General features: G+C 62.7%; 23 protein-coding genes. 12 read left to right on the top strand and 11 right to left on the bottom strand.

Going from position 1 to position 21,158, the window contains the following annotated elements; all coding sequences use genetic code 11:
* The first annotated feature begins 145 nt into the window (after positions 1 to 145).
* From Q1A89_RS16885 to Q1A89_RS16895, 3 genes are read left to right on the top strand one after another with little or no spacing between them, the layout of a single operon-like run.
* A complete protein-coding gene (locus Q1A89_RS16885) occupies positions 146 to 637 on the top strand; it encodes a hypothetical protein (RefSeq protein ID WP_299730981.1) in 492 nt (163 codons plus the stop codon).
* The gene (locus tag Q1A89_RS16890; protein WP_299730984.1) at positions 630 to 1,022 is read left to right on the top strand and encodes a cell division protein ZapA; all 393 of its coding nucleotides are present in this window, start codon (positions 630 to 632) and stop codon (positions 1,020 to 1,022) included. The genes Q1A89_RS16885 and Q1A89_RS16890 overlap by 8 nt, the downstream gene beginning before the upstream one ends.
* Before the next feature lies 1 nt (position 1,023).
* Positions 1,024 to 1,449 (top strand): GNAT family N-acetyltransferase, encoded by a 426-nt coding sequence (locus tag Q1A89_RS16895; protein ID WP_299730986.1) that lies wholly within the window; start codon positions 1,024 to 1,026, stop codon positions 1,447 to 1,449.
* Between the two features lie 67 nt (positions 1,450 to 1,516).
* Here the strand turns inward: Q1A89_RS16895 and grxD are convergent, their stop codons facing one another.
* The 3 genes from grxD to Q1A89_RS16910 are packed head-to-tail and all read right to left on the bottom strand — an operon-like array spanning position 1,517 to position 2,431.
* Positions 1,517 to 1,879: a Grx4 family monothiol glutaredoxin gene (grxD, locus tag Q1A89_RS16900; RefSeq protein WP_299730988.1), complete on the bottom strand. Its 363-nt coding sequence runs from the start codon at positions 1,877 to 1,879 to the stop codon at positions 1,517 to 1,519.
* Position 1,880: 1 nt separating this feature from the next.
* Positions 1,881 to 2,192 carry a hypothetical protein gene (locus tag Q1A89_RS16905; RefSeq protein WP_299730990.1) on the bottom strand — a complete coding sequence of 104 codons (312 nt, stop codon included), beginning with the start codon at positions 2,190 to 2,192 and terminating at the stop codon, positions 1,881 to 1,883.
* Positions 2,192 to 2,431, bottom strand: a complete 240-nt coding sequence (locus tag Q1A89_RS16910; RefSeq protein ID WP_299730992.1) for a BolA/IbaG family iron-sulfur metabolism protein — start codon at positions 2,429 to 2,431, stop codon at positions 2,192 to 2,194. Before Q1A89_RS16910 ends, Q1A89_RS16905 begins: the two co-directional genes overlap by 1 nt.
* 326 nt (positions 2,432 to 2,757) lie before the next feature.
* On the opposite strand from Q1A89_RS16910, the gene Q1A89_RS16915 reads away from it, so the two are divergent.
* The 6 genes from Q1A89_RS16915 (at position 2,758) to Q1A89_RS16940 (ending at position 10,710) form a co-directional block, all read left to right on the top strand.
* On the top strand, positions 2,758 to 3,726 hold the full coding sequence (locus tag Q1A89_RS16915; RefSeq protein WP_299730995.1) for an XdhC family protein: 969 nt from the start codon (positions 2,758 to 2,760) through the stop codon (positions 3,724 to 3,726).
* Positions 3,723 to 4,742 (top strand): molybdopterin biosynthesis protein, encoded by a 1,020-nt coding sequence (locus Q1A89_RS16920; protein WP_299730998.1) that lies wholly within the window; start codon positions 3,723 to 3,725, stop codon positions 4,740 to 4,742. The genes Q1A89_RS16915 and Q1A89_RS16920 overlap by 4 nt, the downstream gene beginning before the upstream one ends.
* 121 nt (positions 4,743 to 4,863) lie before the next feature.
* Entirely contained in the window at positions 4,864 to 5,349 is a 486-nt protein-coding gene (locus Q1A89_RS16925) for a (2Fe-2S)-binding protein (RefSeq protein WP_299731001.1), read from the top strand.
* An 87-nt stretch (positions 5,350 to 5,436) separates the two neighbouring features.
* A complete protein-coding gene (locus Q1A89_RS16930; RefSeq protein ID WP_299731004.1) occupies positions 5,437 to 7,797 on the top strand; it encodes a xanthine dehydrogenase family protein molybdopterin-binding subunit in 2,361 nt (786 codons plus the stop codon).
* A 94-nt stretch (positions 7,798 to 7,891) separates the two neighbouring features.
* Positions 7,892 to 8,683, top strand: coding sequence for a xanthine dehydrogenase family protein subunit M (locus Q1A89_RS16935; RefSeq protein ID WP_299731007.1), 792 nt, complete (start codon positions 7,892 to 7,894; stop codon positions 8,681 to 8,683).
* Between the two features lie 134 nt (positions 8,684 to 8,817).
* Entirely contained in the window at positions 8,818 to 10,710 is a 1,893-nt protein-coding gene (locus Q1A89_RS16940) for an OmpA family protein (RefSeq protein WP_299731010.1), read from the top strand.
* A 66-nt stretch (positions 10,711 to 10,776) separates the two neighbouring features.
* On the opposite strand, the gene infC is transcribed toward Q1A89_RS16940, so the two are convergent.
* Entirely contained in the window at positions 10,777 to 11,328 is a 552-nt protein-coding gene (gene infC / locus Q1A89_RS16945) for a translation initiation factor IF-3 (protein WP_366524510.1), read from the bottom strand.
* Positions 11,329 to 11,534: 206 nt separating this feature from the next.
* Between infC and Q1A89_RS16950 the strand changes: the two genes are divergently transcribed.
* Together Q1A89_RS16950 and Q1A89_RS16955 are read left to right on the top strand one after the other, a co-directional pair.
* The gene (locus tag Q1A89_RS16950) at positions 11,535 to 12,548 is read left to right on the top strand and encodes a translation initiation factor 3 (protein WP_299731014.1); all 1,014 of its coding nucleotides are present in this window, start codon (positions 11,535 to 11,537) and stop codon (positions 12,546 to 12,548) included.
* A 118-nt stretch (positions 12,549 to 12,666) separates the two neighbouring features.
* Complete coding sequence (locus tag Q1A89_RS16955; RefSeq protein ID WP_299731016.1) at positions 12,667 to 13,518, top strand: TauD/TfdA family dioxygenase; 852 nt, start codon at positions 12,667 to 12,669, stop codon at positions 13,516 to 13,518.
* 28 nt (positions 13,519 to 13,546) lie between these two features.
* Here the strand turns inward: Q1A89_RS16955 and Q1A89_RS16960 are convergent, their stop codons facing one another.
* The 6 genes from Q1A89_RS16960 to cysG form a co-directional block, all read right to left on the bottom strand.
* Positions 13,547 to 14,398, bottom strand: coding sequence for a ferredoxin--NADP reductase (locus Q1A89_RS16960; protein WP_299731018.1), 852 nt, complete (start codon positions 14,396 to 14,398; stop codon positions 13,547 to 13,549).
* A gap of 132 nt (positions 14,399 to 14,530) precedes the next feature.
* Entirely contained in the window at positions 14,531 to 14,941 is a 411-nt protein-coding gene (locus Q1A89_RS16965; RefSeq protein WP_299731021.1) for a DUF934 domain-containing protein, read from the bottom strand.
* Complete coding sequence (locus Q1A89_RS16970) at positions 14,938 to 15,636, bottom strand: phosphoadenylyl-sulfate reductase (RefSeq protein ID WP_299731951.1); 699 nt, start codon at positions 15,634 to 15,636, stop codon at positions 14,938 to 14,940. The genes Q1A89_RS16965 and Q1A89_RS16970 overlap by 4 nt, the downstream gene beginning before the upstream one ends.
* Positions 15,637 to 15,701: 65 nt before the next feature.
* Entirely contained in the window at positions 15,702 to 17,366 is a 1,665-nt protein-coding gene (locus Q1A89_RS16975; RefSeq protein WP_299731024.1) for a nitrite/sulfite reductase, read from the bottom strand.
* On the bottom strand, positions 17,366 to 17,689 hold the full coding sequence (locus tag Q1A89_RS16980; protein ID WP_299731027.1) for a DUF2849 domain-containing protein: 324 nt from the start codon (positions 17,687 to 17,689) through the stop codon (positions 17,366 to 17,368). Before Q1A89_RS16980 ends, Q1A89_RS16975 begins: the two co-directional genes overlap by 1 nt.
* 1 nt (position 17,690) lies before the next feature.
* A complete protein-coding gene (cysG, locus tag Q1A89_RS16985; RefSeq protein ID WP_299731954.1) occupies positions 17,691 to 19,097 on the bottom strand; it encodes a siroheme synthase CysG in 1,407 nt (468 codons plus the stop codon).
* A gap of 143 nt (positions 19,098 to 19,240) precedes the next feature.
* Between cysG and Q1A89_RS16990 the strand changes: the two genes are divergently transcribed.
* On the top strand, positions 19,241 to 19,708 hold the full coding sequence (locus tag Q1A89_RS16990) for an Lrp/AsnC family transcriptional regulator (protein ID WP_299731030.1): 468 nt from the start codon (positions 19,241 to 19,243) through the stop codon (positions 19,706 to 19,708).
* 223 nt (positions 19,709 to 19,931) lie between these two features.
* Here Q1A89_RS16990 and Q1A89_RS16995 read toward each other — a convergent pair whose 3' ends face one another.
* A complete protein-coding gene (locus tag Q1A89_RS16995; RefSeq protein ID WP_299731033.1) occupies positions 19,932 to 21,107 on the bottom strand; it encodes a cytochrome P450 in 1,176 nt (391 codons plus the stop codon).
* Positions 21,108 to 21,158: the final 51 nt, after the last annotated feature.

The raw sequence follows: 21,158 nt of genomic DNA on the forward strand, positions 1-21,158 counted from the left end.
GTGGTTGATCACAAAGGGGGGGCGCATTTCCAAAAAGCATTGGATAAACTGGTCTTCAACCGGATGGTGCAGCGATTCGCCCGCGCCGGGACAAGGCAGACGCCCGGACCCGCAAATCCGGGACGAAAGGGAGACAGGCATCGCGATGAGCGAGATTGACGCATTACAGCAGCGGCTGACCGCAGCCATGGACCGGATTGCCGCGGGCATGGGCAGCCTTGGTAGCGCCCAAGGGGCAGACACCACGGCATTGCAGGCCGAACTTGACGACGAAAAGATCGCCAATGCGCAGTTGCAGGAACGCGTGCGCAAAATGGCTGACCGCCAGGATGCGGCTTTGGCCGAGGCCAAGGCGGCCTCGGAGGCCGTACAGACCCGTGTGGCGGCGATGGACCTTGAATTGCAGCGCTTGCGCAAGGCCAATGACCAGTTGCGCCAGTCCAATGCAGCCCTGCGCAACGCCAACGAAGAAGGGGTGGGCGAGCCTCATCTGATCAACAAGGCGATGCTGGCCGAGCTTGAGGGCCTGCGCGCGGCCCGCGCGGCAGACGTGGCCGAAGCCTCCAGCATCATCGGGGCGCTGGCGCCCTTGCTGGACCAGATCGACGTGCAGGGCGAGGAGAACGAGGATGCCTGAGGTGACCATTTCCATCGGCGGGCGCGACTTTGCCGTGGCCTGTCAGGACGGCGAGGAAAGCTATCTGCATGCCGCCGCCAAGATGCTGGATGACGAAGCCCAAGTGCTGGCTGATCAGACTGGCCGCATGCCCGAAGCGCGGATGCTGCTGATGGCGGGTCTGCTGCTGGCCGACAAGACCGCCAGCGTCGAGGACCGCATGCGCGAAGTCGAGGCGGCATTGGCCGAGCGTGACGCCGAGCTGGAAGGGCTGCGTACCATGGGCGCGCCCGAACCTGAGCGGATCGAAGTGCCCGTTGTGCCTCAGTCCGTCACCGAAACGCTCGCTGAACTTGCTGCGCGCGCCGAAGCATTGGCCGCGGATGTCGAGGAAAAGACGGCCTGAGATGGACCTGCGCCCGCTTGGTGTGGGCGATGCCGACGCCGCCTGCGCGCTTTATCTCGAACTGACGCGCAGCGGTCGGGTGGCGCAGCCGGAACAGTTTTCAAAAGTGCTGTCCCATCCCGGAACTACCGTGTGCGGTGCGTTCATCGGACCATCCCTTGCGGGCATGGCCACGCTGCACCTCATGCCAAACATGACATATGGCGGGCAACCCTATGGCCTGATCGAAAACGTGGTCACCGCCCGCAGGTTTCAGGGGCAGGGGGTTGGACGGGACGTGTTGACGTGGCTGATCGATATCGCCTGGGCCGCAGATGCCTACAAGGTCATGCTGCTAACCGGGCAGGCGCGCGGCGCGCAGGGGTTTTATCGCAAGGTCGGCTTTGATGACAGCGACAAGCACGGCATGGTCATCCGCCGCTCGTGACTACGCGCTGATCCAAAGGAAAGGCGCGCCAAAGCGCGCCTTGCGACATGATTGATTGTGCCCGGCCTCAGCCGTTGGCTTCGCGGATCTTGTCGGCGGCGTCCTTGTCGAACGTCACACCATTTTCGGCAAAGAGCGTGTCCAACTCGCCCGACAGGGTCATCTCGGTGATGATGTCACAGCCGCCCACGAACTCGCCCTTGACGTAAAGCTGGGGGATGGTGGGCCAGTCCGAGAATTCCTTGATCCCGGACCGGATGTCTTCATCCGCCAGCACATTCACGTCCTCGAATTCGACGCCCATATAGTTCAGCACACCGGCCACGCGGCTGGAAAAGCCACATTGGGGCATGGATTTGGTGCCTTTCATGAAAAGCACCACGTCATTGGCTTTGATGGTCTCGGCAATGCGTGCGTTGGCGTCGCTCATGTCAGTTGTCTTTCTCGATATAGGCGCGGTGATAGCGCGCGGCATAGGTTTCATCTTCGGGCATTGGTGCGACCCGGGTGCTGGCGGCGGCGGCAAAGCTGCCGGTCTGACGTTTCTGGCCGGCCACGGTGCTGGTGCGTTCCAGCGCGTCGTTGCGGCGGTTGACCTGATCGACCAGATCAAGGTCGGTGGCCTCCATGCCCAGGGGCACATCGCGGATCTGTCCCATCTCGTCCCGTCCCGGTTGGCGCGCGGCCAGCGGTCGGCGCGGGCCGCGCCGGAAGGGGGCAGAGAGGAGGGACAGGAGGCTCATCAGGGCGCTTTCGTGGTCAGGGCCAGCGCGTGCAACTCGCCGTGACTGCCATCCATCTTGCCCTTGAGCGCCTTGGTGACTGCCCGGTGCTGTTGCACCCGGTTCATGCCCGCGAACGAGGCGTCGATGACTTCGGCGGAATAGTGGTTCCCGTCCCCTGCAAGGTCGGTGATCGTGATCTGCGCGCTGGGAAAGCTTTCGCGGATCAAATCCTCGATTTCCTGGGCTTGCATCGGCATGGGCGTCTCTTTCACTGGTCAGTTGATCCAGATTTAGGGCGGCAGGGGCAGGGGTGCAAGCGTTTGCAGATGCAACTTGACTGTGCGCAGGCTGGGGTTGTGCCTTGCTTTGTCCTGGGATTACGTTTCAGGCTCACCAAACCAGCAGGTTCAGACCCACCCTAGATTGACCACGTGACTGACAAACCACCCCATGGCCCCCAAGTAAAATAGCCGTATCCCCCTGCCGGGGGCCCTCGTCGATTTTTCTTGGCCGCCATGTGTTGTTCTGCCCGGACGTGGGCAAGCGAAGGTGGCTCCGAACCAGCAAAGTGAAAGGCACGCACATGACGTCTGTGGAAACGGCACCGGAACAGGCATTGGAATGGCACACCGCCGGGCAGGGCGCGGCCATCGCCACGGTGGTTCAGACATGGGGCAGCGCGCCGCGCCGTGCGGGCGCGCAAATGGTCGTGTCGGGCAATGGCGACATGATGGGCTCGGTGTCAGGCGGCTGTGTCGAGGGCGCGGTGGTGGTCGAAGCGATGGAGGCGCTGGAGGATGGCGCGCCCCGCTTGCTGGAATACGGGGTCAGCGACGGCGACGCCTTTGCCGTCGGGCTCGCCTGTGGCGGAACGATCAAGGTGCTCGTGGAACCCGTGGGCACGGCCATGCCGGTTGATCTGCTCGAAGAATTGGTCGCCGCCCGCGCAGCACGCCAACGCGCCGCTTACGTGGTCGATCTGCAAAGCTGGGAGCGACGGCTGGACCGGATCGGCCACGCTGCCCGCTTTGCCAGCGACCGCACCGGGGTTGAGGAGGACGGGCGCACCTTTGTCGCCGTCCACAACCCGCCCTTGCGGCTGGCCATCGTGGGGGCCGTGCATATCGCGCAGGCTCTTGTGCCTATGGCGCGGATTGCGGGCTATGATCCGATCATCATCGACCCGCGTGGCGCGTTTGGATCCGAGGCGCGCTTTCCGGGCGAGACCCTATTGGATGACTGGCCTGACGAGGCGCTGGCCGAGGTTGGCCTTGATGCGCGCACGGCCCTTGTGCTGCTGACCCATGACCCGAAACTGGACGATCCGGCCCTGCATATCGCGCTGAATTCCGAGGCGTTCTATATTGGCGCGCTTGGCTCGCCCCGCACTCATGCCAAACGGGTCGCGCGGTTGGAAGAGGCGGGGTTCACCCCCGAACAGATCGCGCGCATTCGCGGACCTGTGGGGTTGGACATCGGGGCCGCCAGCCCGCCTGAGATCGCCGTGTCGATCCTGGCCCAAATGGTGCAGGCCTTGCGGAGGCCGCAATGATCTTTGGCCCTGTGCCGGTGCAAGAGGCGGTGGGCGCGGTGCTGGCCCATTCGATGCAGGCCGCCGCGCGTCCGCACGAAAACCAGCTGCCTTACCGCATCGCCAAAGGAACAGTGCTGAGCCAGGAGATGATCGAGGACATCGTGGCCTGGGATGCGCCAACCGAGCTGACGGTGGCCCGCCTTGAGGCAGGCGATGTCGAGGAAAACGCGGCAGCAGCGGCGCTGGCGGCGGCAATTGTCACGGATGCAGAGGCGCAGAACATCCGCATCTCAGGGGCCGGGGCGGGCCGTGTGAACCTGCATGCCACCTGCGCAGGCGTGGTCGAGGTGGACGCTGCCGCCGTTGCCGCCCTCAACGCGGTTGATCCGATGATCACTCTGGCCACGGTGCCCGGCTGGCACCGGACGGATGCGGATGGGATGATCGCGACGATCAAGATCATCTCTTATGGCGTGTCACAGGTGGTCTTGACGGAGGCCTGCGCGCGCGCAGCGCAAGCGCTGAAAGTCCGCCCGCCAGTCTATGCCTCCGCCACGCTGATCGAAACGCAGGTCAGCCGCGAAACCCCTTCGAAAAAGGGGCGCGAGGCGACATTCGGGCGGCTGCACCGCTTTGGCATGATGCTGTCGGACCGCGTGGTCGTGAGGCACGATATCGCGGCCCTCAGTGCCGCGATTGCGCAGGCGCCGGGCGAGGTCATCCTTATTCTGACCGCTTCGGCCACTTCGGATTCGCATGATGTGGCACCCGAAGGGTTGCGGGCCGCAGGCGGGCAGGTCACCGCCTTTGGCATGCCTGTCGATCCGGGTAATTTGCTGTTTTTCGGCCATCTCGGGGACAAGCCGGTCATCGGCCTGCCGGGCTGTGCGCGCTCACCTGCGCTCAACGGGGCGGATTGGGTGCTTGAACGGCTGATCTGCGGTGTGCCGCTGGGACAGGACGATATTTCGGCCATGGGGGTGGGCGGATTGCTCAAGGAAATCCCGACCCGGCCCCGGCCACGTGCCACCTAAGACGCACCATAACACCTTGCACGATCTTGCGATTTGACCGCGGGGTCGAAAATTTCGGTTCTCAACGCCCGGTCCACGTGCTTAACTCGCGCCAAACAAGAATGCCAAAAGGGAGGTTGCCATGGCACAGGTCTCGATGACCGTGAACGGAAAAGCTGCGTCTGGCGAAGTGGAGGGGCGCACGCTGTTGTCCTCTTTTCTGCGTGATCAGCTTAAATTGACCGGAACCCATGTCGGGTGCGACACGTCGCAGTGCGGGGCATGCGTCGTACATGTGGACGGTGTGGCGGTGAAATCCTGCACCATGCTGGCCGCCGAAGCCGACGGGGCCGATGTCGCCACGATCGAAGGTCAGGCCAATGCGGACGGAACGCTGAATGTGATCCAGCAGGCCTTTCAGGACCATCACGGGCTGCAATGCGGGTTTTGTACGCCCGGCATGGTGATGTCGGCAGCGGCCCTTCTCAAGGACAATCCAAAGCCATCCGAGGCCGAGGTGCGTGACTATCTTGAGGGCAATATCTGCCGCTGCACGGGCTATCACAACATCGTCAAGGCGATCATGGCCGCATCCGGTCAGGATGTCGGGGCGATTGCCGCAGAATAAGAGGCCGGGTCGGGCGGATTGACATCCGCCTTACACAAAAGGCCGTAAGGCGGATTTCAATCCGCCACCATATCAGGGAGGAATGACATGCCAAAAGACGGAGGCATCGGCGCCAGCACAAAACGGCGCGAGGACGTACGGTTTCTGACAGGGGTCGGCAACTATACGGATGACATCAACATTCACGGGCAGGCGCATGTGTTCTTTCTGCGCTCGGACGTGGCCCACGGGACGCTGAACAGCGTGGACACCTCTGCGGCCGAGGCCATGGACGGCGTCGTGCGCATCTTTACCGGCGCGGATTTCGAGGCCGTGGGCGGTATGCCCTGCGGCTGGCAGGTCACCGACCGGCACGGCGAGGTCATGCAGGAACCCCGTCACCCGATTCTGGCCCACCAAAAGGTCCGCCATGTGGGTGAGCCGATTGCTGCCGTGGTGGCCGACACGCTGGAACAGGCCCGTGATGCGGCCGAGGCCATTGTGGTCGATATCGCTGAACTGCCCGCCGTCATCGACATGAAAGATGCCGTGAAGGACGGCGCGCCCAAGGTCCATGACGATCTGACCTCAAACCTGTGCTATGACTGGGGCTTTGTTGAAGAAAACAAGGACGCGGTGAACAAGGCCTTTGAAGAGGCCGCGCATGTCACCACGCTCGAACTCGTCAACAACCGCCTTGTCGCCAACCCGATGGAACCCCGCGTGGCTGTGGGTGAATACGCCCGTGGCACGGATGAGCACACGCTTTATACCACTTCGCAAAACCCACATGTGATCCGCCTGCTGATGGGCGCCTTTGTCCTTGGCATTCCGGAGCACAAGCTGCGGGTTGTGGCCCCGGACGTGGGCGGCGGCTTCGGCACCAAGATCTTCCACTATCAGGAAGAGGCGTTTTGCACCTTTGCCGCCAAGGCCTGCAACCGGCCCGTCAAGTGGACCTCGTCCCGGACCGAGGCGTTCATGTCGGACGCCCATGGCCGCGATCACGTGACCAAGATCGAACTGGCACTGGATGCAGACAACAACTTTACCGCGCTGCGCACCGACACCTACGCCAATATGGGCGCGTATCTGTCGACCTTTGCGCCGTCCGTGCCCACTTGGCTGCACGGCACGCTGATGGCCGGCAATTACAAGACGCCGCTGATCTATGTGAACGTGAAGGCGGTGTTCACCAACACCGTGCCGGTCGATGCCTATCGCGGGGCAGGCCGGCCCGAGGCAACGTTCCAGTTGGAGCGGGTCGTGGACAAGGCCGCGCGCGAGTTGGGGGTCGATCCCATCGCGCTGCGCCGCCAGAATTTCATCACGGAATTCCCCTACGCTACGCCTGTGGCGGTCGAATATGACACCGGGGATTACCACGCCACGATGGACAAGCTCGAATCGATGGGCGATTTCGCCGGGTTCGCCGCGCGCCGTGCCGAAAGTGAAAAGAACGGCAAGCTGCGCGGGCTGGGTGTGAACTGCTATATCGAGGCCTGCGGCATCGCGCCAAGCAACCTTGTAGGTCAGTTGGGCGCACGTGCGGGGCTCTATGAATCCGCTACTGTGCGGGTCAATGCGACCGGCGGTCTGGTTGTCATGACCGGCTCACACTCACACGGGCAGGGGCACGAGACGTCCTTTGCTCAGGTCGTGTCCGAAATGATCGGGATCGACGCCAACATGGTCGAGATCGTGCATGGTGATACGTCCAAAGTGCCGATGGGCATGGGCACCTATGGCTCGCGCTCGATCGCGGTTGGGGGCTCTGCCATGGTGCGGGCCACCGAAAAGATCATCGCCAAGGCCAAGAAAATCGCGTCCCACCTGCTTGAGGCCTCCGAGGCCGATATCGAGCTGAAGGACGGCGCGTTTTCGGTCGCGGGCACGGACAAGTCCGTGGCCTGGGGAGATGTGACGCTGGCCGCCTACGTGCCGCACAACTACCCGCTTGAGGATATCGAGCCGGGGCTGGAAGAGACCGCGTTTTATGATCCGGCCAACTTTACCTACCCTTCGGGCGCCTATGCCTGCGAGGTTGAGGTGGATCCCGACACCGGCAAGGTCAGCATCGAGCGGTTCTGTGCGGCGGATGACTTTGGCAACATCATCAACCCGATGATCGTGACAGGTCAGGTCCATGGTGGCCTCGCCCAGGGCATCGGGCAGGCGCTGCTGGAGAACTGTGCCTATGATGCGGACGGCCAGCTGCTGAGCGCGTCCTACATGGACTATGCAATGCCCCGCGCCGATGATCTGCCGATGTTCCAGGTCGATCATGAGGACGGCACGCCCTGTACGCACAACCCCCTTGGGGTGAAGGGCTGCGGCGAGGCAGGTGCCATCGGATCGCCACCTGCCGTGGTCAATGCCGTTGTGGATGCACTGCAATCGGCGGGCAAGGACGTGACCCATGTGGACATGCCCCTGTCACCCGACCGCGTCTGGGCGGCCATGCAGTAGGTTGAGATCAAAGGACCGGGGCGCTGCCCCGGACCCCGGAGTTTATTTGGCCAAGTGAAGCAGAGCCTTCACATCGGCCGGAAAGGAAGAGAAGATGTATAATTTTGACGTCGTGAAACCGGCCCGTATCGCGGATGCGGTCAAGGAATTGTCGGACAGCAGCGAAAGCCAGCCCCTGGGCGGTGGTCAGACGCTGATCCCGACACTGAAACAGCGCCTTGCGAGTCCGGAAAAGCTGGTCAGCCTTGCGGGCATCGACGAGATGAAAGGTGTGTGCAAGGGCGAGGACGGATCGGTCTGTATTGGTGGGGCGACCACCCATGCCACGGTGGCCGCTGAGGCGGGCGACTACCCCGCACTTGCCGCCACCGCCGCCCATATTGGTGATCCGGCTGTCCGGAATCGCGGTACGATTGGGGGCTCTTTGGCCAACAACGACCCTTCGGCCTGTTACCCGGCGGCGGCACTCGCCTCTGGCGCCATCATCAAGACCAACGCGCGCGAGATTGCGGCGGACGATTATTTCCAGGGCATGTTCACCACTGCTCTGGATGAGGGTGAGATTATCACCGAGGTCCGCTTTCCTGTGCCCGAGGCGGCGAATTACCAGAAATTCGTGCAACCCGCCTCGCGTTTCGCGCTGGTCGGGGTGTTTGTGGCCAAATACGGCGGCGGTGTGCGCGTGGCGATCACGGGTGCCAGCAATGACGGCGTGTTCCGCTGGGCCGAGGCCGAAGCGGCGCTGAGCACCAATTTCTCGGCCAGCGCCCTTGATGGGCTGTCCTTGAGCGGGGATGACATGATCTCGGACCTGCATGGCACCGGCGCCTATCGCGCCCATCTGTGCGCGGTGATGACCAAGCGCGCGGTGACAGCGGCGGGATAGCGCCGATCCAAGTCCATTCCGGAAAAGCCCCGCCGATCAGCGGGGCTTTTTTTCTGCATGGTGTGCTTACATGGAACGATCGTGGACGGTGCGCGTTTGAGGCTCACCGTATCATCGGTTGGAGGACCCTGATCATGAACCGCTTTTTGAACAACACAGCTATTCTTGCGCTGAGTGCGGCGCTGGCCTTGCCCCAGGGCGGGTTTGCCCAGCAGGCAGATGCCGCTGCCGAGGACGCCGAGGTGAGCGCCGAAACCGAAGAGGCGCTGCTGAAGAAGAAGCTGGAAGAAGAGGCGGCTGCGGCAGCGGAAGCAGAACGCTTGGCCGCCGAAGAGGCAGAGGCCGCGGCGGCGGAAGAGGCGGCGCGCCTTGCCGCTGAGCAGGCCGAGGCGGAAGCAGCAGAGGCTGAGCGTCTGGCCGCCGAGCAGGCGGAGGCGGAGGCCGCAGAGGCGGAACGTTTGGCGGCTGAGGCTGCGGAGGCGGAACGTTTGGCGGCTGAGCAAGCGGAGGCTGAGGCTGCTGAAGCGGAACGTCTGGCCGCAGAACAGGCCGAGGCGGAAGCCGCAGAAGCGGAACGCCTTGCTGCCGAGCAGGCCGAGGCGGAAGCTGCGCGCGTTGCTGAAGAGCAAGCAGAAGCAGAAGCTGCGGCAGAAGCCGAGACCGTTGCGACGGAGGAAGCGGAGGCGGAAGCCGAACAACCTGTTGTCGAAGAGGCCGAAGCCACTGCCGAGACCGAGCAACCGGCGGCAGAAGAGACCGAAGCCACTGCCGAGACCGAGCAACCCGCCGCAGAGGAGGCTGAAACAACCGCCGAAACCGAACAACCTGTTGCAGAGGAAACCGAAACCGCTGCAGAGACCGAGCAGCCCGCAGCCACTGAGACCGATGCGGACGCGACCGCAGAGGCCGAACAAGGCGAAACCGCACCCTCCCAGGAGGTCAGCGAAGCGCCTGAAGAGGCCGCGCCGGTCGACGAAGAACTGCAGGCCGCGCGGGCCGAGGAACAGCAGACCGAGGCTGCCGAATCCGCAGCCGTCAATGCCGAAGCCGAGGCGACCCAGGTCGAAACCGAGGCGGTGACCGAAGACACCAGCCGCGCCAGCGACGAGGAATTTGCAGCCCCTGCGGCTCAAGCGGCGCCCGAAGATGATGGGCTCAGCAAGTTCGAAAAGGCCCTGCTCATCGGGATTGGCGCCGTGGTTGTCGGATCAATCCTCAAGAACGGGGACAAGGTTGTGTCCAACAGCGGCGACCGGGTTGTGGTGCAGGGCGACGATGGCCTGCGCGTGCTCAAGAACGACAACGAATTGATGCGCCGCCCCGGGGCAGATGTGCGCACCGAGACGTTCAACGACGGCTCGACCCGCACCATCGTCACGCGGCCCAATGGCAACCGCGTGGTGACCATAGCAGCCCCCGACGGGCGTGTGATCCAGCGGCTTGTGTTGCGCCCGGATGGGTCCGAAGTGGTGCTGATCGACGACACCGAACGCTTTGATCCCGTGGAGCTGGCCGTGCTGCCTGACCCCGCGCCGGTGCAGCCACAGGTCAATGTCGATGACGAACTGGCACTGCGCATCGCCCTGCAACAAGGGGCGCGGACGGATATCGGGCGGAACTTTTCCCTCGCCCAGATCCGTGGCTTGCGGTCGGTGCGTGAACTGGCACCCGCGATCGAATTGGATGCGGTGACCTTTGCCAGCGGCTCTGCCGCGATCGACCCCAGCCAGGCCGAGGAACTGGTGGCGCTGGGGCGCGCAATCACAGGGGTGATCGATGACACGCCCGAGGCCGTGTTCCTGATCGAAGGGCACACGGACGCAGTCGGGCAGGACGCCTACAATCTGTCCCTGTCGGATCGGCGCGCGGAAACGGTGGCGTTGGCGCTGACCGAGTATTTCGATGTCCCGCCTGAAAACCTGATCACGCAAGGCTATGGCGAGGCTGTGCTGAAAGTGCAGACCCAAGCCGCCGAACAGGCCAACCGCCGGGCCGTGGTGCGCAACATCACACCACTGCTGCGCTAAACATCCACCGCACAACAAAAAAGAGCGCATGAAAATGCGCTCTTTTGCAACATCTGTCGCGCAGGGTCAGCTCTTGTTGGGCAGCGGGCCGATCAGCATGACCATCTGGCGGCCTTCCATCTTGGGAAAGTTCTCGACCTTGCCATGTTCCTTGGTGTCTTCGGCGACCCGTTCCAGTAATTCGCGACCCAGGTTCTGGTGCGCCATCTCGCGGCCACGAAAGCGCAGGGTGATCTTTACCTTGTCGCCGTTTTCCAGAAACTTGAACACGTTGCGCATCTTGACGTCATAGTCATTGGTGTCGGTGTTCGGGCGGAATTTGACCTCTTTGATCTCGATAATCTTTTGCTTTTTGCGGGCCTCGGCCTCGCGCTTTTGGGTCTCGTATTTGAATTTGCCGAAATCCATGATTTTGCACACGGGCGGTGTGGCGTTCGGAGAGATTTCGACCAGATCAAGGCCCGCTTCTTCGGCCATTTCCATGGCCCGTTCGGGGCTGACGACACCGGCATTTTCGCCGTCTGCGCCAATCAGGCGGATTTCGTGGGCGCGGATCTTGTCGTTGACGCGGGGGCCGGTATCGCGTTGCGGCGGCGCGTTGTGTGGTCTGCGAGCGATGATAGTTGTCCTTGGATTATTGCAGAATTTCGAGGCCAGAAGGTAGCCGCACACCGGCCAATCTTCAACCCACGAAATAAGCCATCCTGCGCCGATATCCGACATTTTCCCCCTTGAACCTTTCCTTTTCGGCGCGCATCTGAAACCCCGGAACCAAGGACCGGGCGCATGCGTTTTGTGTGCAGCCGTCAAAAAGAGGAAAAGATATGAAAAATATCATCTGGATTGTCGTGGCAGTCGTCGTCGCCGGGGGCGCATATCTGCTCTATTCCGGCCAGACACCACAAGAAGCGATCACCGAAGCGGCAGATGCCGTCAACGCACCCGAAGCACTGGAAAGCGCCAGTGAAGCAGCCGGCGAGGCCGTTGAAGCCACCGAAGGCGCTGTGAGTGAAGCCGTCGAGGCCGCAAGCGACGTCGCCGAAGAGGCTGTGGAAGCTGTCACAGACGCTGCCGAAGCGACCGCAGAGGCCGCAACAGACGCTGCCGAAGCAGCCACAGACGCCGTTGGCGATGCCGTGGACAGTGCAACAGACTCAGCGCAATCGCTGGTAGAATCAGCCACCGAAACAGCGAGCGAAGCTGCCGATGCAGCAAGCGACGCGGTTGAGGCGGTGACGGACACGGCCTCGGACACGGCGGACGCAGCCACCGAAGCGGCCTCGGACGCGGTTGATGCGGCCACCGACACCGCAACAGACGCCGCAGAGGCCACAACAGAGGCGGCCACCGACGCGGTCGATGCGACAACCGAAGCAGCCACTGACGCCGCTGAGGCCGCCACAGAAACGGCAACGGACGCCGCCGAAGCCACAACCGAAGCCGCCGAAGCGACAACCGAAGCCACAACCGAAGCGGCTGAAGCAACAACCGAGACTGCAACCGAAGCGGCCGAGGCGACAACCGAAGCGGCTGACGCCACTGCGGACGCCGTGGACAGCACCACCGAGACCGCAACTGAGGCAACTGCAGAGGCCGTCGATGAGGCCGCAGACACGGCCACAGCGGGCACCGAGACGGCCACAGCAGATGGCGCAAACGTGCAGGATCTGCTGAGCGTGGACGGCTTTGACCTCGACAAGGTGACCGAGATGATCGACGGCTCGGACCTTGACGTTGTGACCAAGACGACGCTGAAAACCGGCATCGAGCAGGCAAAAGACAACCCTGAATTGCTCTCACAGCTGCTCGACCAAGTGAAAGCGGCGATGGGTCTCTGATCCCAATCGCACTGCTGACAATTTGGACCGCGCCCCCCACGTGAGGGCGCGGTTTTTTGTTGCCGCAACGATGGGCGCCATGCCACGGTTTTTGAGGCACCAATCGCGGGGGCAGAGGATGCAGAACTGGACGCTCACCAAATTGGCGGGGCATTGCGGCGCGCGCCTGAGCGGCGGCAGCCTGCAAGAGCTTGATGCGCAGACGCTGGATGTCGTCACGGGCGCTTTGTTCGAGCATGGCGTGATCTGCCTGCCGGATCAGCACCTGACACCCGAGGCCCACACGCACCTTGCGCGCGCCCTTGGTGACATCGTGATCAACCGGTTTTTCACCCCTGTTCCCGACCATCCCCACATCGCCGAGGTCCGCACCAAACCCGATCAGGGCGTTGTGATCGGGGGCACCTGGCACACCGATCATTCCTATGATGCCGAACCTGCGGCCATTTCGATCCTGTCCGCGCGGGAATTGCCGCCCTTTGGCGGGGACACGCATTTCGCCTCGCAGTCGGCGGCCCTGCAGGTGCTTTCACCCGGTCTGCGCGAGATGCTGGGGGCGATGTGGGCGTGGCATTCCGATGCCAGCTTTGCGGGCAGCGCGCTTGAGATGAACCAGGACCCGGACGCCTATCATGGGGGCGTGCGCCAACCAGTGGTCATCCGCCACCCGGTAACGGGGGCGGCAGCGCTTTATGTGAACGGTGATTTCACCACGCATTTCGATGGGTGGAGCGTGGCCGACAGCGCGCCGTTGCTTGCGCATCTCTATGCAGTCTGTACGCAACCGATCCTGACCTGCCGGGTTGCGTGGCGGCCGGGCATGGTTGTGCTCTGGGACAACAGGTTGGTGCAGCACTATGCCACCGCCGACTATGCCGGGCATGCGCGTCTGATGCATCGCATCACGGTGGCAGGGTCAACGCTTGCGCCCTGGGCGGAGGACATCTCCGTCCTACGGGGTGGCAAGTAAGGCGGAGGTGTCCTCCGCCCAACCGGGTTTAATCGAGAAACGCCTTTTCGACCACGTAATGGGCCGGTTTGGAATTGGCGCCTTCTTCCAGCCCATACTCTTCGAACATGTCTTTCAGTTCGAGGTTGAAGGCGAGGTTGCCGCAGATCATCGCGCGATCCGTTTCCGGGTTCAGCGGCGCGACCCCGAGATCGGCAAAGGCCTCGCCCGATTTCATCAGGTCGGTGATGCGGCCCATCTTGGGGCTCTCTTCACGGGTGGTGGTGGGGTAGTATTTGATCTTTTTCCAGAACCCTTCGCCGATCACCTCGTTCAGCAATTCGTCATGCTTGAGGCTCTCGATCAGGTCGCGGCCATAGGTCAGCTCGCCCACTTCGCGGCAGGTATGGGTGATGATGATCTCGTCGTAATCCTCATAGGTCTGCGGCTCGCGCAGAAGGCTCGCAAAGGGGGCAAAGCCGGTGCCGGTGGCAAAGAACCACAGCCGTTTTCCGGGCAGAAGGGCGTCATGGACCAGCGTGCCCACGGGTTTGGGGCGCAGGATGATCTCATCCCCCGGTTTGATATGCTGCAGGCGCGAGGTCAGCGGACCGTCGGGCACCTTGATCGAGTAAAACTCCAGCTCTTCATCCCAGGACGGTGAGGCGATGGAATAGGCGCGCAGCAGCGGTTTGACCTTGCCGGTTTCAGGGTGCGGATCACCCATCAGTCCGATCATCACAAACTCGCCCGAGCGAAAGCGCAAAGACGCGGGGCGCGTCACACGGAAGGAGAACAGACGGTCGGTATAGTGCTGCACCTCCGTCACGGTCTGGGCGTCGGGCAGGGTCGGGATGGCCTTTTGGGCGGTCGCTTGGTTCACGGGTGTTTGCTCGGTCATGTCAGTGTCAGCGCGGGTTTACACCTGCACTGCTCCATTTAGAAGGTGATTTTTGGGTGAGGGATAAGGCGGCGCATCGTCGCGTGCCTTGATCCATGTCATGAGAATGGCGGTGTGGGTTTGCCGCAGCGCCTAGTGGTTCGAGGCCCCCCGCAGACGCGCCTGATAGTCATGGTCCTGCCAATCGGCGCGGAATTTCCATTGATCCTCGGGCTGGCGGGCGGCGAGGGACTGGCTGATTTCGACCTCGTCAAAGCCGGACCGGCGCGCCATCGCATATTGATCAGAGATCACGTGGCCCTGCGCGCGCAGACGCCCCTGAAATCCACGCAAACGCAACATGCGCGCAATGGTGAATCCACGCCCGTCCGCAAAGCTGGGGAAATCCACACGGATGATATCCGCATTCAGCGGGATGGTGTCGGGATCGGCATCGCTGGGCACATCCAGCGCCACCGCGTCATTGGCCGCTTCGCCCAGAGGGGTGTAGCCGCGATCCCAAGTGTCCGGGCCAAAGCCCTGATCTGTCACGATAATTGTCATGTCTCTGCTCCTACGCGCACCATCTTGCCGTTCACAAAATGGATGCCACATTCGTCTTTGTCCTGTTGACGCCAGCGCCCGGCGCGGGGGTCTTCGCCCGGTGCCACCGGCGAGGTGCAGGGCGCGCAACCGATGGAGGGATAGCCCTGTGCCACCAGCGGATGGCGCGGCAGGCGGTTTTCGTCCATGTATTCAGTGATGTCCTCTGGCGCCCAGCGGGCCAGCGGGTTGACCTTGATCCGACCTGTGCCGACCTCGACCTCGAAGAATTCGAGGGCCGCGCGGCTGCCGGACTGGTAGCGTTTGCGCCCGGTGATCCAGCCTGAATAGGGGGCAAGGGCGGTCTGCAAGGGGCGCGTCTTGCGCAAAGCACAGCACGCATCCGTGTCGGACTTGTGCAGGACATTGCCCGGATCACGCTGCGCCAGATCCTCAGCGCGGATGATCGTCAGATTGCTCAACCGCAGCCGTTCGGCCACCTCTTGCTGGTAGACCAGCGTCTCGGCAAACAGCATCTCGGTGTCGATAAAGATCACGGGGACATCCCGTTTCACCATCGCCGCAAGGTGCAGCAGCACCACCGATTCCGCGCCAAAACTGGACACCAGCGCAATGTCCGGCACGGCCTCGAAAGCGGCGCGCAGCACGTCCGTGGCGCCGTGATGGGTCAGACGCGCGTTGAGCGCGCCGACCATCACGTCGGCCTCGGGGCGGGCGGGCCCAGCGGGCAGAGTTTTATTGGCCAAGTGAACCATGGGGCTTACTCTGCTGCCACCTTGGCTTCGGGGTAGAGCGCGGCTTTGAACGGCGCCATGCCGGTGCGCTTGTAGGTGTCGATGAACGCCTCGTCCGCACTGATGCGCAGATCAAGGTAGGTGTCCACGATCCGCTCGACCGCTGGCACGATCTCGTCCGCGGAGAAGCCGGGGCCAACCCGGTCGCCGACAGCGGCCGTCTCGGTGTGATCGCCGCCCAGCGTGATCTGGTAGTTCTCCACACCAGCCCGGTCGAGACCCAGGATCCCGATATGGCCCACATGGTGGTGACCACAGGCGTTGATGCAGCCCGAGATCTTGATCTTGAGCTGGCCGATATCATGCTCGCGCTTGAGATCGTCAAAGGCGGTGGCGATTTCCTGTGCAATCGGGATCGAACGGGCCGTGGCCAGCGCGCAATAGTCCATGCCGGGGCAGGCGATGATATCGCTGATCAGGCCCACGTTGGCGGTGCCCAACCCTTCGGCCTGCAGCGCGGAATAGATCGAGGGCAGGTCGGCCTTGTGCACATGGGGCAGGATCACGTTCTGCTCGTGGCTGATGCGGATTTCATCATAGCCATAACGTTCGGCCAGTCCGGCGATCAGACGCATTTGTGCGGCCGAGGCATCCCCGGGCGTCGCACCATGGGCCTTGAGGCTGATGGTGACAATCGCGTGGTCGGGGTGCTTGTGCTTGGTCAGGTTGGTGTCAGACCAACTGCGGAAGGCAGGGTAATGCTGGCGTGCATTGTCATAGGCGCTGGTGTCACCCTCGCGAAAATCGGGGGCGGCAAAATGCGCTTCGATCTCGCGCAGCATCTGCTGATCCACGCCCGAGAAGGTCTTGCGGGTCTGCTCGAACCGCTCTTCGACCAGACGACGGATTTCGTCGATACCATGCTCGTGCACGGTGATCTTGATGCGCGCCTTGTACTTGTTGTCGCGGCGCCCGATCTGGTTCCAGACCGATACGATGGCCTCAAGGTAAGGCAGCAGGTCGGCTTCGGGCAGGAAGTCGTTGATGACCTTGCCGATCATCGGGGTACGGCCCAGACCGCCACCAACGATGACCTCAAAGCCACGCTGCCCGTCACGTTCCAGCATCCGCAGCCCGATATCGTGGGCCTTGGTCACGGCACGGTCATTGGGCGAGCCGGTGATGGCGATCTTGAACTTGCGCGGCATGAACTGGAATTCAGGGTGGTCGGTCGACCACTGACGCAGCAGCTCGGCCACGGGACGCGGATCGGCGATTTCATCCGCCGCGGCCCCGGCAAAGTGGTCTGCGGTCACGTTGCGGATCGTGTTGCCAGATGTCTGGATGGCGTGCATGCTAACCTCGGCCAGCGCGTCCAGCATGTCAGGCACGTCTTTCAACTCAGGCCAGTTGTACTGGATGTTCTGACGCGTAGTGAAGTGGCCATAGCCCTTGTCCCAGCGCTCGGCCAGATCGGCGAGCTTGCGCATCTTGGCAGAGTTCAGCGTGCCATAGGGGATCGCAACCCGCAGCATATAGGCGTGCAGCTGCAGATAGAGGCCGTTCATCAGGCGCAGGGGCTTGAACTCGTCCTCGGTCAGCGCACCCGAGATGCGGCGTTCGACCTGGGCACGGAACTGGGCGTTGCGGGACGCCAGAAAGGCGGTGTCGAATTCGGAATAGCTGTACATCAGTTCGCGTCCTCATAGTTGCCTGTCGCAAGGTCCACTTGCTTGCCAAGGGCATAGTTGGAAGGTCCGGTTGCGCGAAAGGTTTCGCGGAAATGGGTGGGGGTGGGCAGGCCGTCTACGACGGCGACATCTGCCAGATACGCGCCAACAACGTCGTCCACCTGCTGGCTCGCCTCGATCAGGCGCAGGTCAGCATCGGCCTCGTCGGTCAGCACTTCGGCCTCGCGCAGTTCGCGGGTCCAGCCGGTGGCGGTCTGATAGATCACGTCGCCCGCGAGAAGGTGATTGGCGGTGACGACCTTGGGGGTAAAAGCTTTGGGCATTTTAACGGGCCTCCTGCGCATGTTGCGGGATGGAAAGGTCGGGAAGGGCGGCAAACGCATTGCGCGGGGCGAGCCCGATGAAGGTGAGGGCCGGGCCGCTGAGGCCTGCATCGGTGATTGTCGGTTCCATCTCGGCCACGGTGGTGGACAGCACCCGCTGATCGGCGCGGGATGCGTTTTCGATCACGGTGACGGGGGTGGCCGGATCAATGCCGTGCATCAACAGACGCCCTTGAATGAAACGGGCAGATTTCTTGCCCATGTAGATGGCGGCAACTTCGCCTTCCTTGGCGAGGCTCGCCCAGTCATGGGCGGCGAAGCCCTTCATGTCGTGCCCCGTCAGGAAACGCACGGATGTGTTGCGACCGCGTTTGGTCAGCGACTGGCCGATCGAGGCAACAGCGGCAGAGGCCGAGGTGATACCGGGCACGATGTGCCAGTCGAGGGCCGCTTCGGTCACCGCATCGATTTCTTCGTCCAGACGGCCAAAGACGGTGGCATCGCCGGATTTCAGGCGCACGACCTGCGCGCCCTTTGCCCCGTGCTCCACAATCAGATCATTGATGACCTCCTGGGGGGTGGAGGGGCCAAAGGCCTCTTTGCCCACATCGATCATGGTGGCCTCGCGGCGGGCCAGTTCGAGGATTTCGGGGGAGATCAGCCGGTCATAGATCACCACATCCGCCTCATCGAGCGCCTTGCGGGCCTTGAGGGTCAACAGTTCGGGATCGCCCGGACCTGCGCCGACAAAGGCGACGTGGCCCTTGCGGGCGTCTTTCATCAGGTGATCGGCCAGCAGCGCGTCCAATGCGGGTTGCACCGCCTCGACGCCCTCGGTGATCGCCTTGGGGCCAGCGTTAAAATAATAATCCCGCCAGAAATCACGGCGCGCGCGGCCAAAGGGCAGGGCGTCTGCGGCCTTACGGAAGGCTTTGCCGATGGCAGCGAGCGTGCCCAGCGACGGTGCGAGTTTTTCTTCAAGGTCGGCCTTGATGGCGCGGGCCAGAACGGGCGCGGCCCCTTCGGTGCCGATGGCGATGGTGACCGGGTCACGATCCACGATGGCGGGTGTGATGAACTGGCTGTCGGCAAGGTTGTCGACGATATTGACCAGCGCGCCGTCCGCATGGGCGATGGCGGCGGTGCGCTTGTCTTCAATGTCGTCCTCGTCGGCGGCATAGAACAGGGCAGCGCACATCGCATCCCCCGGCTCCATCGCGCGGCGGACCAGGGTCAGCTTGCCAGCCTCGGCCCAGCTTTCGATTTCAGGTGCGGGGGCGGGGGCGAACACGGTGAGGTTGGCGGTGGTCTTCAGCAACAGGCGCAGCTTGGCCAGGGCCGCATCGCCGCCACCCGACAGCACAATCCGCCGCCCGGCGGTGTTCAGAAAGATCGGAAAGTGGTTCATGTCCTTGCCCTCGGGTGGCTGTTTCTTGTTCCCAATATAGAACATTGTTCTGGTTTGTTGCCACTGAGCGCGGTAGATAAGGATGATTGTTCTATCTTTGTGCAAAGGTGGAACACCCGTTCAGCAAAACAGGAGGGAATGGGATGGCCGTTCGCATAGATGAGGTGGATCGCAAAATTCTGGCCGAGATGCAGCGTGATGCCAGCCAGTCGCTGGACGAAATTGCCAAGGCTGTGGGGTCGTCCAAGACGCCCGTGTGGAATCGCATTCGCAAGATGAAAGATGCCGGAATCATTGGCCAGCAGACCGTGTTTCTGGATGCCGACGCGTTGGGGTTCGAAGCCTGTTTCTTTGTCCTCATCCGCACCTCGGAGCACGAGGCCGATTGGCAGGCCAGGTTCCTCAAAGCCTTGCGCGACCGCGCCGAAGTGCAGGAGGCGCACCGGCTGGCCGGTGAAATCGATTATATCCTCAAAGTGCGGGTCAAGAATGCGCGCGCCTATGATGCGTTTTATCAGGCTCTGATTTCAGAAGTACGGGTGTTCAATGTGACTGCCCTTTTGTCGATGGAAGAGATCAAATCCACCACGATGCTCCCGCTGGAGACGTGACCTGATTGTGCGCTACCGCGCGTTGTTTTGGTCTGAAATCTGCGCCGCGACGCTTTGCTGCGGGCGTTGCGCGCGATGATGTGTTGAGGATGTTTTGCTGAGAGGTCGTCTGAGGCGCTTTGCGTCTTAGACAGACCTGATCAAGGGTGAGGCGAGTCGCGCCCGCGTCAAGGACAAGCCGCCTGCGGCGGTGGCCTTTGGCCATCCTTGACCCGGTCCCGACTCACGTCTGTAACACCATCAGTTGGTCGAGTTTGTGGAAGTGGTAGCTGTCTGAAAACGCGGGGGTTTTCGTGATCCGCAAGCCCGGCGCACGGGCAAAAAGTGCAGGCAGGGCGATCTGCATTTCCAGACGGGCAAGCGGCGCGCCGACGCAAAAATGCAAACCCCCGCCAAAGGCCAGATGCGCGGGTTTCTTGCGGTTGGGATCAAATTGGTGCGGGTCTTCAAACACCGCCCCGTCGCGACCCGCCGCCCCCAGCATCAGCGCAATCTCGTCCCCCGGCTCCAGTACATGGCCGCCGACCTCGACCCGCGCATAAGCATAGCGCGTGAACATGTGCAGGGGCGGGGTAAAGCGCAGCAATTCCTCGACCGTGCCGTCGATTTGTGCAGGCCCGAGCGCATCTGTCGTGCCCGTTTCGATCACGCATTTCACCGCATTGCCAAGGCTGTGCACCGTCGCCTCGTGCCCGGCATTGAGCAGCAGAATGATGGTGCCGATCATCTCGTCTGCACTGAGCCGTTGCGCGCCGTCCTGCGCGGCGATCAACTCGCTGATCAGATCATCGCGCGGGTCTGAACGACGCTCTTCGATATAGCCATGCAGAAAGGCGGTGAATTCACTTGCGGCCCTGTTTGCCGCCTCTTCCACCGCCCGGTCGCGACCAGCTTGATACATCGCCACCATCGCCGAGGACCAGCGCAAGAGGTCCGGCCCCATCTCTTCGGGCACGCCCAGCAGGCGCGTGATGACGCGCACGGGAACAAGCTGGCAAAAGCTCGGGATCAGGTCGAATTCACCTGTCGAAAGATCAGCCAGCAGATCGGCGCAGATCGCGTGGATATCAGGCGCAAGCCCCGCGATCCGGCGCGAAGTAAAGGCATGCAGCACAAGGCGGCGCAGACGGGTGTGTTCAGGTGGTTCCAACTCCAGCAGCGAATGCCGCTCCACCGCGCTGAAAGCCGTCAGGTGATCAGGCACCGGCTTTCGCTGTGCCTCTGGCACCGCCCGGCCCAGCCGCTTGTCGCGCAGCAGCGCGTGGACCGTGGCGTGATCAAAGGCCGCGAGCATCCCGTACTCTTGCCAGAACAGCACCGGCCCGTCGCGGCGGGCGCGGTCATAGACGCCATAAGGGTCCTGAACGAAGGCGGGGTCATGGGGCGACTGGATCAGCATAGAGTAGATGTCTCAGGCGCGCATCTGCTTGGCAAGGGGGGAGGCGCAGGC

This window comes from uncultured Tateyamaria sp. (assembly GCF_947503045.1).
Classification (GTDB): Bacteria; Pseudomonadota; Alphaproteobacteria; order Rhodobacterales; family Rhodobacteraceae; genus Tateyamaria.

What these genes read in the sequence shown, in the direction of transcription:
- Q1A89_RS16940 (WP_299731010.1), top strand. Translation starts at nt 8,818, where the DNA reads ATGAACCGCTTTTTGAACAACACAGCTATTCTTGCGCTGAGTGCGGCG.
- Q1A89_RS16995 (WP_299731033.1), bottom strand. Translation starts at nt 21,107, where the DNA reads ATGCTGATCCAGTCGCCCCATGACCCCGCCTTCGTTCAGGACCCTTAT.
- Q1A89_RS16925 (WP_299731001.1), top strand. Translation starts at nt 4,864, where the DNA reads ATGGCACAGGTCTCGATGACCGTGAACGGAAAAGCTGCGTCTGGCGAA.
- cysG (WP_299731954.1), bottom strand. Translation starts at nt 19,097, where the DNA reads ATGAACCACTTTCCGATCTTTCTGAACACCGCCGGGCGGCGGATTGTG.
- Q1A89_RS16930 (WP_299731004.1), top strand. Translation starts at nt 5,437, where the DNA reads ATGCCAAAAGACGGAGGCATCGGCGCCAGCACAAAACGGCGCGAGGAC.
- Q1A89_RS16975 (WP_299731024.1), bottom strand. Translation starts at nt 17,366, where the DNA reads ATGTACAGCTATTCCGAATTCGACACCGCCTTTCTGGCGTCCCGCAAC.
- Q1A89_RS16895 (WP_299730986.1), top strand. Translation starts at nt 1,024, where the DNA reads ATGGACCTGCGCCCGCTTGGTGTGGGCGATGCCGACGCCGCCTGCGCG.
- Q1A89_RS16885 (WP_299730981.1), top strand. Translation starts at nt 146, where the DNA reads ATGAGCGAGATTGACGCATTACAGCAGCGGCTGACCGCAGCCATGGAC.
- Q1A89_RS16905 (WP_299730990.1), bottom strand. Translation starts at nt 2,192, where the DNA reads ATGAGCCTCCTGTCCCTCCTCTCTGCCCCCTTCCGGCGCGGCCCGCGC.
- Q1A89_RS16920 (WP_299730998.1), top strand. Translation starts at nt 3,723, where the DNA reads ATGATCTTTGGCCCTGTGCCGGTGCAAGAGGCGGTGGGCGCGGTGCTG.
- Q1A89_RS16955 (WP_299731016.1), top strand. Translation starts at nt 12,667, where the DNA reads ATGCAGAACTGGACGCTCACCAAATTGGCGGGGCATTGCGGCGCGCGC.
- Q1A89_RS16910 (WP_299730992.1), bottom strand. Translation starts at nt 2,431, where the DNA reads ATGCCGATGCAAGCCCAGGAAATCGAGGATTTGATCCGCGAAAGCTTT.
- Q1A89_RS16965 (WP_299731021.1), bottom strand. Translation starts at nt 14,941, where the DNA reads ATGACAATTATCGTGACAGATCAGGGCTTTGGCCCGGACACTTGGGAT.
- Q1A89_RS16970 (WP_299731951.1), bottom strand. Translation starts at nt 15,636, where the DNA reads ATGGTCGGCGCGCTCAACGCGCGTCTGACCCATCACGGCGCCACGGAC.
- Q1A89_RS16935 (WP_299731007.1), top strand. Translation starts at nt 7,892, where the DNA reads ATGTATAATTTTGACGTCGTGAAACCGGCCCGTATCGCGGATGCGGTC.
- Q1A89_RS16950 (WP_299731014.1), top strand. Translation starts at nt 11,535, where the DNA reads ATGAAAAATATCATCTGGATTGTCGTGGCAGTCGTCGTCGCCGGGGGC.
- Q1A89_RS16890 (WP_299730984.1), top strand. Translation starts at nt 630, where the DNA reads ATGCCTGAGGTGACCATTTCCATCGGCGGGCGCGACTTTGCCGTGGCC.
- Q1A89_RS16980 (WP_299731027.1), bottom strand. Translation starts at nt 17,689, where the DNA reads ATGCCCAAAGCTTTTACCCCCAAGGTCGTCACCGCCAATCACCTTCTC.
- Q1A89_RS16990 (WP_299731030.1), top strand. Translation starts at nt 19,241, where the DNA reads ATGGCCGTTCGCATAGATGAGGTGGATCGCAAAATTCTGGCCGAGATG.
- grxD (WP_299730988.1), bottom strand. Translation starts at nt 1,879, where the DNA reads ATGAGCGACGCCAACGCACGCATTGCCGAGACCATCAAAGCCAATGAC.
- Q1A89_RS16960 (WP_299731018.1), bottom strand. Translation starts at nt 14,398, where the DNA reads ATGACCGAGCAAACACCCGTGAACCAAGCGACCGCCCAAAAGGCCATC.
- Q1A89_RS16915 (WP_299730995.1), top strand. Translation starts at nt 2,758, where the DNA reads ATGACGTCTGTGGAAACGGCACCGGAACAGGCATTGGAATGGCACACC.